Annotated in this window: 16 protein-coding genes; 2 read left to right on the top strand and 14 right to left on the bottom strand. The window is 55.4% G+C overall.

The features are described 5' to 3' along the window. Positions 1–5: 5 nt before the first annotated feature. Positions 6–1,274, bottom strand: a complete 1,269-nt coding sequence (gene lhgO / locus GT756_RS07370; RefSeq protein ID WP_032455601.1) for an L-2-hydroxyglutarate oxidase — start codon at positions 1,272–1,274, stop codon at positions 6–8. A gap of 27 nt (positions 1,275–1,301) precedes the next feature. Continuing rightward, on the bottom strand, positions 1,302–2,279 hold the full coding sequence (gene glaH / locus GT756_RS07365; protein ID WP_004204667.1) for a glutarate dioxygenase GlaH: 978 nt from the start codon (positions 2,277–2,279) through the stop codon (positions 1,302–1,304). A 463-nt stretch (positions 2,280–2,742) separates the two neighbouring features. Here glaH and GT756_RS07360 point away from each other — a divergent pair, with 463 nt between their 5' ends. Both GT756_RS07360 and GT756_RS07355 read left to right on the top strand, forming a co-directional pair. Then, a complete protein-coding gene (locus GT756_RS07360) occupies positions 2,743–3,000 on the top strand; it encodes a YjhX family toxin (protein WP_002889848.1) in 258 nt (85 codons plus the stop codon). Between the two features lie 57 nt (positions 3,001–3,057). Next, positions 3,058–3,807: a cyclopropane-fatty-acyl-phospholipid synthase family protein gene (locus tag GT756_RS07355; protein ID WP_032455602.1), complete on the top strand. Its 750-nt coding sequence runs from the start codon at positions 3,058–3,060 to the stop codon at positions 3,805–3,807. A 40-nt stretch (positions 3,808–3,847) separates the two neighbouring features. Here the strand turns inward: GT756_RS07355 and GT756_RS07350 are convergent, their stop codons facing one another. The 12 genes from GT756_RS07350 to GT756_RS07295 form a co-directional block, all read right to left on the bottom strand. Further along, entirely contained in the window at positions 3,848–4,486 is a 639-nt protein-coding gene (locus GT756_RS07350; protein WP_042937970.1) for a glutathione S-transferase family protein, read from the bottom strand. Between the two features lie 217 nt (positions 4,487–4,703). After that, on the bottom strand, positions 4,704–5,966 hold the full coding sequence (locus tag GT756_RS07345) for a PTS galactitol transporter subunit IIC (protein ID WP_160124638.1): 1,263 nt from the start codon (positions 5,964–5,966) through the stop codon (positions 4,704–4,706). Between the two features lie 88 nt (positions 5,967–6,054). Next, on the bottom strand, positions 6,055–7,050 hold the full coding sequence (locus tag GT756_RS07340; RefSeq protein ID WP_053810735.1) for a 2-hydroxyacid dehydrogenase: 996 nt from the start codon (positions 7,048–7,050) through the stop codon (positions 6,055–6,057). A 16-nt stretch (positions 7,051–7,066) separates the two neighbouring features. Next, positions 7,067–7,828 carry an SDR family NAD(P)-dependent oxidoreductase gene (locus GT756_RS07335; protein ID WP_004204674.1) on the bottom strand — a complete coding sequence of 254 codons (762 nt, stop codon included), beginning with the start codon at positions 7,826–7,828 and terminating at the stop codon, positions 7,067–7,069. 11 nt (positions 7,829–7,839) lie between these two features. Then, positions 7,840–9,378 (bottom strand): FGGY-family carbohydrate kinase, encoded by a 1,539-nt coding sequence (locus tag GT756_RS07330; protein ID WP_160124637.1) that lies wholly within the window; start codon positions 9,376–9,378, stop codon positions 7,840–7,842. Between the two features lie 20 nt (positions 9,379–9,398). Further along, a complete protein-coding gene (locus tag GT756_RS07325; protein ID WP_002889866.1) occupies positions 9,399–9,950 on the bottom strand; it encodes a glycerol-3-phosphate responsive antiterminator in 552 nt (183 codons plus the stop codon). Between the two features lie 14 nt (positions 9,951–9,964). Continuing rightward, on the bottom strand, positions 9,965–10,756 hold the full coding sequence (locus GT756_RS07320; protein WP_032455606.1) for a class I fructose-bisphosphate aldolase: 792 nt from the start codon (positions 10,754–10,756) through the stop codon (positions 9,965–9,967). A gap of 510 nt (positions 10,757–11,266) precedes the next feature. Beyond that, complete coding sequence (locus GT756_RS07315) at positions 11,267–11,518, bottom strand: zinc ribbon domain-containing protein (RefSeq protein WP_004204679.1); 252 nt, start codon at positions 11,516–11,518, stop codon at positions 11,267–11,269. A 176-nt stretch (positions 11,519–11,694) separates the two neighbouring features. Continuing rightward, positions 11,695–13,092, bottom strand: a complete 1,398-nt coding sequence (gene lpdA, locus GT756_RS07310) for a dihydrolipoyl dehydrogenase (RefSeq protein WP_160124636.1) — start codon at positions 13,090–13,092, stop codon at positions 11,695–11,697. Beyond that, positions 13,082–14,617, bottom strand: coding sequence for a 2-oxo acid dehydrogenase subunit E2 (locus GT756_RS07305; RefSeq protein ID WP_160124635.1), 1,536 nt, complete (start codon positions 14,615–14,617; stop codon positions 13,082–13,084). Before GT756_RS07305 ends, lpdA begins: the two co-directional genes overlap by 11 nt. A 3-nt stretch (positions 14,618–14,620) precedes the next feature. After that, positions 14,621–15,640 carry an alpha-ketoacid dehydrogenase subunit beta gene (locus tag GT756_RS07300; RefSeq protein ID WP_004178692.1) on the bottom strand — a complete coding sequence of 340 codons (1,020 nt, stop codon included), beginning with the start codon at positions 15,638–15,640 and terminating at the stop codon, positions 14,621–14,623. An 11-nt stretch (positions 15,641–15,651) separates the two neighbouring features. After that, positions 15,652–16,611: a thiamine pyrophosphate-dependent dehydrogenase E1 component subunit alpha gene (locus GT756_RS07295; RefSeq protein WP_032455609.1), complete on the bottom strand. Its 960-nt coding sequence runs from the start codon at positions 16,609–16,611 to the stop codon at positions 15,652–15,654. Positions 16,612–16,714: the final 103 nt, after the last annotated feature.

The raw sequence follows: 16,714 nt of genomic DNA, 5'->3' as shown, positions 1-16,714 counted from the left end.
GGGGGTTAACGGGTAAAAGCGGCGTGTAGTGTCTCCACGCTACGTGCCGCACGCAGCGTGCGTCCGGGATTGCTCTGGCTGGCCAGCAGGGTCTGCACCTTGCTGACGATATGCGCGCCGATCGGGATAGCCGACGTCGCCGCCGGCGACGGCGCGTTACAGGTGTGAATGGAACGCGCGGTGGTGACGAAGAGAAAATCGTCGATCAGTTTGCCCTGCGGCGACACCGCCTGCGCCCGCACGCCGGCCGGCCACGGGCGTAAATCGCTGAGCGTCAGGCTCGGGCAGTATTTCTGCACCAGCCGCAGATAGCCGCTTCTGCACAGCGAATTCTTCATTTCGCCCAGTCCGGAGCGCAGGTTGTTTTGCAGTACCCGGCGGATGCCGGGCGAGGTGAGGATCTCCAGGGTATCGGCCAGCGAGATATCACGCTTGCGATAGCCTTCGCGCTTCAGGGCCAGCACGGCGTTGGGGCCGACGGTGACGCTGCCGTCGATCATGCGGGTCAGGTGGACGCCGAGGAACGGCATCGCCGGATCGGGGATCGGATAGATCAGATGGTTGACGATCTGATTGTGCTGCGGGGCAAGCTGGAAATATTCCCCGCGGAACGGGCAGATGATAAACCCGGGATCGACGCCGAGCATTTTCACCAGCCGATCGGCCATCAGCCCGGAGCAGGTAATCAGCGTCGAGGCCTCATACTCACCGCCCTGACGGGTACGGATCACCACGCCGCTGGCGTGTTCTTTCAGGGCGCTGACTTCGGCGTTGTAGACGATGGCGCCGCCTTTCGATTCGAAGTTCTTCGCCATCGCCGCCGCCACGTCGCGGTAGCTGACGATGCCGCTGGAAGGGACGAAGATCCCGCCGAGCCCGGTTATGTTCGGTTCGCGCTCGCGCAGCTCCCCGGCGCTCAGCCATTCCCGCTGCAGGCCGTTGGCGGCGGTGCGATCCCACAGGGCGCGCATCCGCTCCATCTCCAGCGGCGAGGTGGCGACCAGCATCTTGCCGCAGACGTCATAGCGGATGCCGTTCTGCTCGCAAAAGGCCTTGGTAGCGCGGTTGCCGGCGAGGCAAAACTGCGCCTTGAGGCTGCCGGGGGTGTAATACACCCCGGCGTGGATCACGCCGCTGTTGTGGCCGGTCTGATGGCAGGCCGGGCCGGACTCTTTTTCCAGCAGCGCAATGCGGGCGTCCGGGTAAATCTCAATTAACTGCATGGCGGTCGACATGCCGATGATGCCGCCGCCGATAATCACGAAATCATACATCCGCTCAATTCCTTCGCCTGAAAACCCTTATTGATGAGTCTGGTAATGATTCGTGGAATACGCAAAGTAGCCGCGCTGGCGCATCAGCTCGCGGCGCAGGTCCGGGTGCGGCGTAAAGCGGTCGCGGCCGTGCAGCCAGAACAGGTTGTTAATCAACAGAAATTTGCCTACCGGCACCGGTATAGAAAGAATGTTTTTGCTGGTCTCCAGCGCGTCGGAGAGGCGGCTCAGCCAGGTGCCTTCTTCGAAATCTTTCGGCTGGACGAACTGGTCGATATAGCGCATCACCGGGCGACCCAGCTGGTCGACGTCGAACACCGGGTGGAAAACATCTTTGCTGACGTTTTTGCTCGGCGGCGCGGCCCAGCGCATCGGGCGGCGGGCGAGCGGGTCGCGGAAGAATTCGTCGAGGTGCTCCCAGTCGTCGAGATGCAGCAGCAGGGAATTGCCGCCCTGCATGTTCTGCTCGTCGATCTTCATCATCAGCACGTAGTCGGTTTGCTCTTCGACGTAGGTACCGTCGTTGTGCAACTCCATCACCCGGTGCGGCTGGCGCAGGTAGCTGTCGGAATTATCGACGTTTTTTACCACGAAGCGGGCGTAATACTGGCCGCTCATGGCGTCGAAGTTGGAACGGCCAATCAGGTGGGCGACGGCGGTGGCCAGCTTGACCATCTCTTCGGCCTGGCTGACGTTATCGATCCCTTCGCCGTTGATCAGCAGCGCGCCTTCCGCGCGATCGAGCAATGTTTTGATCAGCAGCGGCTGCAGCTGGTTGCCGCACAGATCGTCGAGGATCTTGCCCACCTGGAAGCGTAAGAAAGATTTGTACTCCAGCGCCTGCACCGGCCACTGCTCGACCTGCTGCAGAAACTGGGTGGTGGTGTCCGCGGAAAAGGTGAGCTCCAGCAGGCGCGGCGACTGGGCGGAAGGGGAGACGGTAAAGCCAGGGTATTGCTGGGCTAACGGCGCGGGTGTCGGTTTTACTGCGGTCAGGGCGTTCATCAGGATCGTTCCTCGCTGTAAGGTCAGGGTGATGTTCATTTCGTAGCCATAAATTAAAAATATCTACATTTTTATAAAATGCGTACGAAATGGCCTTTTTGTTTTCATTTTGTGATCTGACAACAATTATTTAACAATGCGGGAGGGGGATAAGGTGGTGGTGAAAGTTGAGGAGCAGAGCGAGCGGCGGATAGCGCAAAAAATGGGGGGTAGGCTGACGGGAAATCGTAATACCGGTCACAGTTTTTAATCTGCACAATACCCTTACCAGATGAAGGTGTTAATATTCAGCCGGTAAATACCTTTCAATGCTCACCGAGGCTTCGATGCTGGAGAATGTCATTATCAGATAATCAGCTTCCCGACCTGCCCAGGCCGGACTGATTATCGCTGCGCTTAAACCTTACGCACACACCTGCGGGTGTAGGCATGTTTTCGCACATGATAATGAACAGGTTTCAGTATGAATTTATCCCGTCAGGAACAACGGACCTTACACGTACTCGCCAAAGGTGGCCGTATTGCGCACGTCCGCGATACCTCCGGCCGCATTACCGCCGTCGAATGCTACACCCGGGAAGGGCTGTTGCTGAGCGACTGTACCCTCGCGGTCTTCAAAAAGCTCAAAACCAAAAAGCTGATTAAGTCGGTGAATGGCCAGCCGTACCGGATCAACACCACCGGTTTGAATAACGTTCGCGCACAGGCGGACAACCGCTGATACAGCGACCCGGGCAGGGTCGCTGCCCGGGCGTATGGCTCTCAAGGAGAAACACTCATGATCGATATCCCTCGCATTTTTACTATCAGTGAAAGCGAACACCGTATTCATAACCCTTTTACCCCGGAAAAGTACGCCACGCTGGGACGGGCGCTGCGAATGGCGCCGGGCACCGCCATTCTTGACCTCGGCAGCGGCTCCGGCGAGATGCTCTGTAGCTGGGCGCGCGATCATCAGATCGTCGGCACCGGGGTGGACATGAGTCTGCTATTCAGTCAGCAGGCGGCCGCCCGGGCAGAAGCGCTCGGGGTGAGCGACCGGGTGACCTTCATACACCAGGATGCCAGCGGGTATGTCGCCAGTCAGCCGTGCGATATTGCCGCCTGCGTGGGGGCAACGTGGATCGGCGGCGGAGTGGCAGGCACGATTGCGCTGCTGAAGCAGAGTCTTAACCCAGGCGGCATGCTGCTTATCGGCGAGCCATGGTGGCGCAAACGCCCCGCCACTGCGGAAGAAGCGGTTGCCTGCGGCGCGCAGTCACCCGATGACTTCCTGACGCTGCCGGCGCTGGTCGCTCACTTTGGCGAACTAGGCTATGACGTGGTGGAGATGGTGCTGGCCGACCAGGAGGGCTGGGATCGTTATGAAGCGGCGAAATGGCTGACGATGCGCCGCTGGCTGGAGGCCAATCCGCACGATGACTTCGCGCCGGAGGTTCGCCAGCAGTTGACCACTGCGCCGCTACACCACGTCACCTGGACCCGGGAATATCTCGGCTGGGGCGTGTTTGTCCTGATGGCGCGTTAACCGGTATGTCGGTAGCGTCAGGAGGCGCTACCGACCATTTTCAGACCTTCAGCTCGTCGTAGCTGACCATGACGTGCTGGCGAAAGGCGGGCCGTGCGGTTAGCCGTGCATAATACGCCGCAAGGTGGGGGAGGGGACGACGGGTGATATCGATTGCAAAGTAGCGGTACAGCACATGGCCAAACTGGATATCGGCCAGGGTGAACGTATCGCCCACCAGATAGCGACTGCCGGCGAGACGTGCCTCGGCAACCGCCAGCTTTTGCTCCAGGGCCGTCACCGCCGCGGCGATGGCCTGCGGATCCCGCTCGGCGGCGGGCGTGCGCACCACGCGCCAGAACACCGGCGCCGTAAAGCCGAGGGCGATATTCTGCTTTGACCACTCGGCCCAGCGATCAACCTCAGTACGAGCCAGCAGTTCGCCCGGCCAGAAGGCGTCGTCGGCGTAGCGACTGGCTAAATAGCGAAGGATCGCGCCGGTTTCCCACAGCGGCGGATTTTCGTCATCCTGCAGCACTGGCACCGTACGATTGGGATTGAGCTGATAAAACGCCTCGCTGTCGGTACCGCCATAGCGATGCCCCACGTCGAACCGGAGATAATCCAGCCCAAGCTCGCCAACACACCACATCAGCGCCTGCACGTTAGAGGAGGTTTTTCGGCCCCAGATGGTCAGCATCGGGATCTCCAGAGAATAATGAAAGAAGGAGCATAACAGGTTGGGTTGAAAAGAGGAGGGGGCACAAAAGAAATGAACCACCTCGCCGCGCAGGGGGCGGACGCGCTGGTCAGATGTTCAAACCAGGGGCGTAGCTGAGCCAGCTATTCAGTGCACAGTATAAGAGGAAGAAACAGAGGGCAGCAGTTTACCCTCTGTTTACTTGTGTGGTTTTGTACTAGGGTGTGGCGCTAAAAAACTCGCCAAACTTGACGGCCAGCCAGCCGACAGGCGTCGTGGCGCCGCCGACGATATTGGTGATCTCGGCCATCCCTTCCGGCACTGGAATATGCGAGTTCACCGCCGCCTGAGTGTATTCTTGCGAAATGTCCGTCCCGACATACAGGATGCAGGTCACGATCAGGGTTCCGGTTATGAACATGCGGAACATATTTCGTTTACAGAACGGCGTGACCATTGCCAGCAGGAACATTAATGAAGCCAGATCGACAAAGGGCAGTACGCGGTTGCCGGGCAGAATGATAGACAGCACCACAGCCATAGGGATTAACAGCAGACCGGTCGCCAGTACCGAAGGTTCACCGATCAGTAACGCCGTATCCATCCCGATGTAAAAATCGCGCCCCGGGAATTTAGCCTTCAGTTTTGCTTCAGCGGCATCACGGACAATCAACAATCCCTGCACCAGAATTTCAATCATTTTAGGCAGTAGCAGCATGGCGGCTGAAACCTTAATGGCCAGTGAAACGGCAGCAGAAACGTCATATCCCGCCAGGAAGGCCAACAGCAGTCCCAGCACAAATCCCAGGGTAAGAGGCTCGCCAAAAACGCCGAATTTTTTATTAATACTTTCCGGATCGAAATTGATTTTATTGATAAGCGGGATCTTATCAATGATGTAATTACAGGCAATGCCAAACGGCACGTAAGCTATACAGGTAAGATGTGGGAATGATATCCCTTTAAGATTATAGTTTTTTTGTAAATATGGAGCCGTTAAATCTGCCGCCAATAGCGTCAACACAAAAATAGCGAATGTAATACCGACCGAAAGCCAGTAATTTCCCGTTCCGGCATAGACCACAGACCCCATGATCAGGAAAATCCAGTAGTTAAAAATATCGATATTCACCGTTTTGGTTAATTTCAACAGAAGCATAGCCAGGTTGATGACGATAAAGCCCGCCACGACGGGCAGCATCAGCGGCGAACCCCAGCCAATGGTCGATGCGGTAGGCCAACCGGTATCAACGACCGTTAATTGCAGGCCGATACGCTCAACCATCGCCTGCGATGCGGGGCCCAGATTTGTCAGCAGCAGGCCAATCACCAGCCCCACCCCTTCAAAACCAATGCCTACCAGCATTCCTGCTTTAAATGCCGTACCGATTTTAACGCCAAAGCAAAGCGCGATAATAAAGAATATTACTGGCATCATTACTGATGCCCCCAGACTAATAATGCTGTTGATAATATCCATAATGATTCCTTAAAAGGCGGGCGAATTGGGCACGAGTTAATCCGTGCCCATTGGGCCCTGTTAATACCTTTAATGGTTCTTTTAGTATTTAACTGAGTTTCTTTAAAAGGATCTCAGCGAAGAGTTTGGGCGAATTACTGAATGCGTCAATGGTACTCCCGGCAATATGCGGCGTAATGGTCACGTTATTCAGTGTATAGAATGCACTGTCGTCAGGGAGTGGCTCGTCATCAAAGGTATCAAGCGCGGCGCCCATGATTTGCCCGGATCTGAGCGCATCAATCATCTCTTTTTCATTGATTAACCCGGAGCGTGCCGTGTTAACAATGATGGCACTGCGCTTCATTAGCGCGAAATGGTGTGCGTTAATCAGATTTTCGGTTTCCGGCGTCAGGCGAGCATGTAACGAGATAACGTCGGCGCGTTGTACCAGTTCGTCCAGAGAATCGACTTTCTCATAACGTTCATGGTCTGCAACGTACTTATCGTAAAAGATAATCTCCGTGCCAAAGCCACTGAGAAATCCCGCGACCAGTTGGGCAATATGACCGAGGCCAACCAGCCCCACGACTTTTCCGCCAAGCTCCGGGATCGCCTGATGGTTCGGACTGTCTTTACGCCAGTATTTGTCACGCAGGGCATCGTGTGAACGGGCGATATTGCGCATTTCCGCCAGGATCATGCCGACCGTGAATTCGGCGACGCTGCGAGCGTTACGCCCCGGTGTGTTTATCACCTCAACGCCCCGGGCGTTCGCCACCTGAAGATTCACGTTTTCCACGCCACCGCGGAGCACGCCTACATATTTCAGCTTTGGTAGTTTATCGAACACCGCAGTATTGACGGGGGCAAACTGAGTGATCAGGATGTCAATATCATCCGTTCCCTGAAGCAGCGCTTCCGGTAAGGCCACCGCTTCTGCTCCTTCCTGTTCAACCCGCAGATTATCTTCCTGAAGTTTCTCAACGGAGTCATGTGACCACTCGCGTATTTCCACTTCAATTCCCTTATCCCTGAGCGCTTTTAGTCCTGATTCCATCATCGCTGCATTGATAAACAGATCGGCAATTGCCAGACATTTCATAATGATTCTCCCTAGATTAACGCATCAACATACCGCCGGTAACGTCCAGAGTTGCTCCCGTCATATAGCTGGTCTTAGGAGAAACCATGAAGACTCCGATGTCGGCAATTTCTTGCGGCTGGGCCACGCGGCCCACCGGAATACGACTGACGTAATAGTCAGGGTTTTGCTCAATGTTCTTACGGATCATCGCAGTATCCATGATCCCGACGGCGATATTGTTCACATTGATTTTTTGTTTGGCGACTTCCCGCGCCAGAGAGATAGCAAAGGCGACCAGGCCGGCCTTACTTGCCGCGTAGTGCGCATGTCCCGTCGTGGAGCCGTGGAACGCGGCCTGCGAGGTAATATTCAGAATGCTGCCCATCTGGTCATGCTGCAGGCAGTGATTTACAAACAGCTGGCTGAGATGGAAGATGGCTTTCAGATTGACATTCATCACCAGATCCCAGTCCTGCGGGCTGATCTCGGTGACGTAGCCGCTCAGCCAGATCCCGGCGTTATTCACCAGAATGTCGGCTTTGCCCAGTCTGTCGATACAGGTGGCAAACAGATTTTCCCGGCTCTGCTCGTCAGAGAGATCGGTTTTGACCGCGATGATCTCTACGTTCGCGCTGGCCTTCACCGTTTCGATCAGCCGTTCGGGATGCTCTTCCTCACGCATATAGGTAAAGCAGATATTGACGCCTTCTTTGGCGAGAGAAAGAACAAACTCTTTCCCCAGGCCGGTTGCGCCGCCTGTCACGATGGCCGTACGATTCGTTAAATTCAGATCCATTTTTTCCTCACTTAGTGCGCGATGTAGTTGCTGCAGCTTTTCCACGGCGACTGCATTTCTGATAACAGGTTTTTATAAAGCTGGTATTTGGTCTGGTAGACCCGGTGGTTTTCCGGATTAGGGGAGACGGTGCGTGAGACATGGACCATGTCGTTTGAGGCCGCAAATACCTCCGCAAACCAGCCCACCATGACGGCGGCGGTCATCGCGGTACCCAGGGTCCCGTGCTCTTTGACGTCAACGATTTCCAGCGTGGCCTGGAAGATATCGGCGAATATCTGCAGCCAGACCGGGGAGTTCGTGACGCCGCCAGCAATACGAATAGTGCGGCTTAACTTCGGGTTAATATTGCGTAAGCGCTCGGTGTGGTAGAGATGGCTGAAGGCCACGCCCTCATATATCGCCCGCAGAAAATGGGCTTTTTTATGGAAGCTGTTGACACCGATAAAGCCGGCCGAGGCGTCGGGAATGGTGTTAGAGCCAAACACGAACGGAAAGAACAGCAGGTGACTTTCATCCGGCGTCGTTGATGAAACCAGCTTATTGCACAGGTCATAGACCGACGATCCTTGTTCGGCGGAGGTTTTCCGGTCGCTCTCCATAAAGTTGTTAATAAACCACTCCAGGTTGCTCGCGGAGGTGGGGCTGGCCTCGGTGATGAGCCATTTACCCTCAATGGGATAAATGGAGGTCATAAACAGATCTTTATCAATAACCGGGTGGTCGGTAACGTATTCGTTTATGCTCCAGGTGCCGGTGACGATCGCCATCTTATCGAGACTGTTAATCCCTGAGGCAATGGAAGAGGCCGAGATATCAAACACCCCGCCAGAAACCGGCGTACCTGCGCATAAACCGGTCAGACGGGCCACGTCGTCAGTGATTTTTCCGCAGCATTCTGTTGAGCGTTTGATGGGGGGCAATTTGTCCCGCAGTTCATCAAGTCCCCACCATGCCAGTAGTTCATCGTCATACTGGCAGTCACGTACGTTGATCAGGTTGGTCCCTGAGATATCGGTCAGCTCAAGAAAAGCCTCTCCGGTCAGGTAAAAACGGATCAGGTCCTTGACCATAAAAATATAACGCGCTTTTTGCAGCGTCTCGGGCTCGAAGTCCTTCAGCCATGCCAGCAGGGCGACAGGTTGTCCGGCCCAGATGGACTGCATTGTTTTTGGCAAAATGTCGGTAAGGAATTCTGGCGAGCGTTGCCATCTCTCAACGTACTCTTTTGCCCGGTTATCGGTGGATATAATGCCGTTACGCACCGGGTGACCTTCTTCGTCGACCAGATACAGACCGTTACCATGACCGGTGACGGCCACTCCTTTTATCTGGCTGGCGTCGATACCTGATTGCGCAATCGCTTTTTTAATCACTTCGACATTAGCGGCCCACAGCTCATCGATACTGCGCTCTGTGTGGAATTCCCTGGGTGTCAGCATCTGTGTGGATTTTGAGGCGATGGCGAGCACCTGTCCTTTACGGTCATAGATGGCTGCCTTGGTGACGGTTCCACCATTGTCGATGCCCATGACGTATTCATCTTTCATTCGCGTGGACTCCTTATTGGTTACCATAAGCCGGGCTCGCTGGTGGTTATCCCTTTAAATCCGGCATGGAATATTTTATCTACAAGGTATTTGCGCTTAACAAAGCCTCCGGCGATGAATACCACATCAAAGCCTTTCAAATTTCGGCTAATCAACTCCAGACACTGGCAGGCATATTCAGCAGGTAAGATTTCAATTGCGTCCGGTGGACTGTGTTTAACAATATCGAGCGACTGATCAAGCGATCGCGAATCGATAAGTAAAACCCGATATACGGTCAGCAATCCCTCCTTTTTGGCGTAGCGTAGCGCGGAGAGATTGGAAGAAATAACACCATCAACCTTGTAATAATTTTTCAGCAGATTGATCCCCGCCTGATCCGGTTTGAAGCCGCCCAGTAATTCAAGGTGAACGAGGACCTTCTTACCGCTTTGATGGCATTTGCCAATCAGCGACTGCAGATTGCCGATATTCGCTTCGGATAGCAGTACATATTCTGACTGGCAGGATAATGCTTTTTCAAAGTATTTATACTTCCTGATGGAAGGGATGATGGTGTTATTCGAAATCATATTAATTTCCGATGTTATTTAGCCATGTAGAGGCTGTATGCATCTTCCGCTGTTGCGTTTTCATGGATGATGGCATTCAGGCCTGCTACCACTTTCGCCGGCTGCGGATCCTGGGTAATGTTTCGTCCCACAGCCACGCCTTTCGCACCCATCTGCATACAGTGCTGAACAAATTTGAAGTAACCGTCGATGCCGGTTTTTGGCCCTCCTAAGGCAAGCACCGGCACGCCAGCAGCTTCAACGATCAGTCGGTCCTCTGGTGAACCGGTAAAACGCGTTTTGATGACGTCCGCGCCCAGCTCCACCGCTGCGCGGGCCGATGCAGCGATGATGGCCGGATTGTTAGAATCATCGCTGGTGACGGGATAACCATACGGGAGCGATTCGACAATCAGCGGTACGTTCCAGCGATCCGCTGCCTGCGCGAGTTGCATCGCCATAATGTGGGTTTTTTCTTCATTGAAGGCGCCGGGGAAGGTCATGCAGACCACGCCCTCGGCAGCGACTTTAAGCGCATCTTCGACGGAAAAAACGGGGGTAGTATCGGGAACGGTATTGTCAAAGATACTGACCGTGCTGTCGACGCGTAAGACAACGGGAACGCTGTTTAATGCTTCCCGATAATTCTTCAACATGCCGTACGTGACGAGCGCACAATCCAGGCCGTGTTCCACCAGAGCAGGGAGCTGATTTATCGTATTATCAATACCATTTGTTTTCGTGGAAAAATAGTAGCCATCCAGCGCTAAGGTCACGGATTTACCATCTTTTGCGAATATTCTTGCGAGACGACGTTCTTTAGACATTTATTTACTCCTGAGATAAAAAACAAAAAAAAAGCCCTCAGAGACTCGCGTCTCTGAGGGCTTTCTGTTCACATACCCTTTTGATAATGGTTCGGGATTCCAAAGCATTATCAATGCAATTTTTTAGCAAAGTGAGAAAGGTTTAACTTTTTTAAATTAAATCTGTTCTCTTGCGTGATTAAATAACTAACACACGCGATAACTTATTGTCCAGTTGGTATCGTTGAAATGAGAGATTCATCACATCAATATGTTGTATTCCATGAGAAGTGCCGGGTTAAATACAGAAACAGAACCTTTAAAAACCAGGCAATAATGCATCCGGTCAAGGGTGAGAACGCCAGGCGTTTATTTCATCCGCATGAAGATCGCATCCATGCATGCCTATGCCTGCAGGTCGTCATCTACAACGCGCATTTATTCCTGTCCGGATGGCGTACAAAAACGCTATAGCAATGTTGTCGGCATGGCGATCTGTCCCTACTGATTTCATCCTGCCGCCCGGGCAAATTACTCATCCGCTTTGTGCGCCCAGGCAGGCATCGCCGTCAGATAACGTTTTGCCCGTTTCCGTGATTCCGCTACGCCCACCTTTTGCCAGGAGTCGAGAAAAGCCGCCAGACCGGATACGGCCTCTTCCCAGGATTTCAGATTACCGTCGCTGTCGCTGCAATACGCGCAATATTTATCGCTGGCCCCTTGCGCATCAGGTGCGGACATCGGCATTCCGCAGGCCTGGCAAAAACTTTCGTGCTGTGTCATAGATCGCCCCTCCTGTCGTTTGGTTGTCTACTAAACATACAGAATTTACGCATGGCGCTTAGCGTTTCAGATCAATAGATCCTGCCGTAACCGTTGTTGGGGATCTTCTGCCGGGGAGTGCGGGAGGGATAACGGGAACTTACTCCGTATCGCTCAGCTATCGCCTCCCTTATTTTTTATTGATGCAACGGTTGGTCGCAGGCCGCGAGTATGGATTCATGCATCGCTTCGGAAAGTGTCGGATGCGCAAAGATCATCGACAGGAGACTTTCGTCTGTGGCCTCCAGGTGACGGGCGATGCCAAAGCCCTGGATCTGTTCCGTGGCCTGTGCGCCAACCATATGCGCGCCCAGCAACTCGCCGGTTTCAGCATCGAAAATCGTCTTCACAAAACCCTCTGTCTCGCCGCTGGCCAGCGCCTTACCATTGCTCTGATAAGAGAACTTACCGATCCTGACGGGCCGTCCCCTGGCCAGAGCCGTCGATTCCGTCAGGCCCATACTGGCAACCTGAGGCCGGGCATAAGTGCAACCGGGCACATAGTCGCGATCAAGCGGATGGGCGCCTTCGATACCGGCCAGTGTCTCAACGCAGATCACGCCTTCGTGGCTGGCCTTGTGCGCCAGACACGGCGGGCCGGCTACATCGCCGATGGCATAAAGCCCGAATACGTTAGTGCGACAAGCCGCGTCCGTCTTGATAAAACCGCGGTCTAACTCAACGCCCAGCGTTTCCAGCCCCAGATCTTCAATATTCGGCTGTACGCCGACCGCCAGCAGCACACGTTCGACATCCTGGGAATATTCGCCGCCGGTGTTTTTCAGTGTGCAGCGCACCCCGGTATCGGTGAGCTGTACTTGCGTCACCAGGGTCTGGGTATGGACCTGAATACCGCGTTTTTCGAATGACTTACGCACTGCTGCAGACACCTCGGCATCTTCCACTGGCAAAATCTGCGAAGCCAGCTCGACCAGCGTTACTTTACAGCCCAGATCGTTATAAAGGCTGGCGAACTCGACGCCAATCGCCCCTGAACCGATGATTAAGAGCGACTTGGGCAATCGCTTAGGCCGCAGCGCCTCGAAATAGGTCCAGATATATTCGCCATCTGGCGTGATGCCTGGTAATGCGCGTGGCCGGGCGCCGGTTGCCAGGATCACGTGATCGGCCCGGTAATCGCGGGCTTCACCGCGGGCATCCTCGACCGTTATTTGCCCCTTGCCGCGCAGCCGCGCGGTGCCATCAATGACCTGCACGCCATTTTTCTTCAACAGGTACGCAACCCCTGCGGTGAGCTGTTGCGATACGTTACGGCTAAACTGCACCAGTTTTTGCAGATCGACGTTCACCTCGCCCACGCTGATGCCCAGCTGACTGGCATGGGTGATAGTGTGCGCAACCTCAGCGCCATGCAGCAGCGCCTTGGTTGGAATGCATCCCCAGTTCAGGCAGATGCCGCCCAGATGCTGTTTTTCCACTAATGCGGTACGAAGCCCTAGCTGACCGGCACGGATGGCGGCAACGTATCCCCCAGGACCACCGCCGATGATCAGCACATCGTATTTATCGTGCATAGCTCGTCTCCTGGATAAACATCAAGGTCGGGGTTTCAATCAGTCGCTTGAGTTCCCGGAGAAAAGCCGCACCTGCCGCGCCATCGATGACCCGGTGATCGCAGGATAGCGATACCGTCATTTGCTGGCGCGCGACGATTTGCCCGTCGCGTACTACCGCCCGGAGCTCGCCGGCGCCAATGGCGAGGATTGCGCTTTGCGGTGGATTGATGATGGCGTCAAACTGCCGGACGCCGAGCATTCCCAGATTTGACACGCTAAAGGTCCCGCCCTGGAACTCTTCCGGCTTCAGCGTGCCCGCTTTGGCTCTGGTCACCAGCGAGTGAATTTCTTTCGATATGTCGCTAATCGATTTCCGGTTCGCCGAGCGAACAATAGGGGTAATTAGCCCGGCAGGCAGCGCAACGGCCACCGAAATGTCGGCATCCGCAAAGCGGCGGATACTTTGTGTCGCTTCATCAAACTGGATGTTGACGTCAGGCACGGCCACCAGAGCCAGGGCGCAGGCCTTCACCAACAGGTCATTAACCGAAATCTTGACGCCGGGTACTTCGCGGTTAATGTCCTGACGTAACGCTAACAGTCGTTCCAGATCGAGATCGACGTTCAAACGGAAATGGGGAGACTGTTGCTTGGACGTTTGCAGGCGAGAAGCGATAGCCCGCCGCATACCGGACATCGGGATGCTCTCAAAGGGTGCCGGGGCACTCTCCTGCACAGGGCTGGTCTGCGGTTGCTCGTCGAGTAACAACGCCGCGGCCAGCACATCATCGCGACTCACCCGACCGCGTGAACCGCTGCTTCGGCAGTCATGTAAGTTGATACCCAGTTTGCCGGCCAGACGGCGCGCCAGCGGGGTAGCCGATACCTGGCTATCATCGGCATGCGAGCGGGGCGCTTTGCTGCGACGAACGGGGGGCGTCGGAGAGGCCAGACGACCGCCGGCGGCAATGATCGCGCTTTCCAGATCAGAAACAGAGATACGCTCCCCGCGCCCGCTGCCGCGGACTTTTTTCAGGTCGACACCCCAGCGGGCAGACAGTCTTAACGCATGGGGCGTGGCATTAACCTGAGTCACATCGGTCACGCCTTGCAGACTGACGGGGATATCGGTCTGCCCAACAGGGGGCTCGGGGCTGTTGGATGGCGGGGAAACAATGGAAGCTGGCTTAGCGCCTGCCTGTGCCGCTACGCCCGGCGCGGCAGACTCCGGGCCAGGGGTTGCGGGTTTCGCCGAAGCCAGGCTGGCAGCAAATTCGTCCAGTTCAGCATCGCTGACCGACGCGTCAGCCGCCAGGGCCAGCACGGCGCCTACCTGAAGCGTCTCACCCTCGCGGGCGATTATCCGACGTAACGTACCGGCAAAGGGTGCCTCCAGCACATTAACGATTTTACTGGTTTCAATCTCACAGATTTCCTGCCCTGGGGTGAAGCTGTCACCCTCCTGGATTGCCCACCGAGCGAGCAAGCCTTCCTCCATGGAAAGCCCCCACTTTGGCATTTCAAGCGTCTTGATTTCGCTCATCGGTTAATCCTCCAGCACTTGACGGACGGCGGCTTCGATACGTTCAACGCCAGGGATCCAGAGTTTTTCGAGAGCAGGGGAGAACGGGACCGGCGTGTGTGGCGGCGTCACCAGCAGAACGGGCGCTTTGAGGAAATGGAATGCCTGGGACGCAATCAGCGCCGCGACATCATGAGCAAAACCGAAGCGTGCCGCGGATTCGTCGACAATCACGACCCGTCCCGTGGAAGCCACCGATTCCAGAATCCCTTCCTCATCCAGCGGCGAAATGGTTCGCGGGTCGACCACCTCGACCGAGATCCCCTCTTTAGCCAGCTTGTCCGCCACCTGGTTGGCTTTATGCACCATTGCCGACAACGCAATGATGGTGACGTCCTCTCCTTCGCGGGTATAGTTGGCTACACCTAGCGGGATGGTATAGCTCTCGTCCGGTACCTCGCCCTTGAGGTCGTACAGCATTTTATGCTCGCAGAATACCACCGGGTCGTCGTCGCGAATGGACTGGATTAACAGACCCTTGACGTCATAAGGCGTCGAGGGCACCACCACCTTCAGCCCTGGGGTGGTGGCAAAGATATTATAGGGTGACTGTGAATGCTGGGCCGCGGCGGAAAACCCCGCGCCGATCATACCTCGCATCACCAGCGGGGCCCTGGCTTTGCCACCAAACATGTAGCGGAACTTAGCCGCCTGGTTGTACAGCGCATCGTGACTCACGCCAAAAAAATCCATGAACATCAATTCCGCGACCGGCCGTAGACCCGTCGCTGCGGCGCCGGCCGCCATACCGATAATGGCCGACTCGGTAATGGGCGTGTCGATCACCCGATCGGAGCCGAACTGCGTCCACAGCCCTTTAGTGACCCCAAGCACACCGCCAAAGGCTTCTATCTTCGCCTCTTCGGGCGCATTTCCGCCATGACCGCCACGCAAGTCTTCACCGATGAGCACCACGCGTTCATCGCGTTCCATTTCCTGAGCCAGGGCTTCCTTGACCGCTTCACGATAGGTTTTTATTGTCATGGTTATCACCCTCAGTATGAGACGTACACGTCTGTCAGCAGGTCTTCCGGAGCCGGGTAGGCAGCGGCCCGGGCCTTCAATACGGCATCGTTGACCAGGGCTTCTACTTCCTCGTCAATCGCCGTTAGTTCTTCCTGGGTGATATGTTGCTTGACCTTAGCGGTGAAAATCTTCAGCGGATCATGTTGTTCACGCAGGCGTTGCACTTCACCTTCCGCACGATATAGCGCGGGATCGCCCTCAAAATGACCATGCCAGCGGAAGGCTTTGGCCTCAATGACGCTTGGGCCACCGCCTTCTCGCGCACGCTTGACCGCCTCTGAGGTTGCCTCATAAACGGCAAAGAAATCGGTGCCATCGACGGTCACTGCCGGCAGGCCGAAGCCAGCGGCGCGCCGGGCGATATCACGCCCACCCACGGCGTAGTCATGGCCGGTCCCTTCGCCGTAACCGTTATTCTCGAAAATAAAGACGGCTGGAAGCTGGAGCACGACGGCCATATTGATGGCTTCAAAGACCAGGCCCTGATTAGAACCCCCATCGCCCGTAAAAGAGACACCGACGTTGCCGGTTTTTAGCGTCTTTGCCGTTAGCGCGGCGCCGATGGCCAGGGGAGGGGCTCCCCCAACGATAGCGTTCGCCCCCAGCATTCCTTTCGACAGATCGGCAATGTGCATCGACCCGCCCTTACCGCGACATAACCCGCTGTCCTTACCGAATATTTCGGCCATCATGCCGTGAATGTCACAACCTTTAGCAATACAGTGGCCATGTCCACGGTGTGTTGAACCAATGAAATCTGCGCTCGTTAAATTTTCGCAGACCCCCACCGCGATGGCTTCCTCGCCGGTGTAAAGGTGAATGAAGCCCGGAATATCACCGCTGGTATTTTCCTGATGCAACCGCTCTTCAAAGGTCCTGATCTCCCGCATCTTGCGGTAAGCCTGCAATAACGCCTGTTTGCTGAGCATCGTTTAATTCTCCTCAATAAAGGTCACCCAGGCGGGGCCAACAGACAGGGCGGATAACCCTGGCCACACCCATGCAATGAATCTACGAGCGGTTAAAGGGAGT

Source organism: Klebsiella sp. Q2, assembly GCF_009900705.1.
Taxonomy (GTDB): domain Bacteria; phylum Pseudomonadota; class Gammaproteobacteria; order Enterobacterales; family Enterobacteriaceae; genus Klebsiella; species Klebsiella quasipneumoniae.
This window is presented reverse-complemented; position numbering and strand designations above follow the sequence as displayed.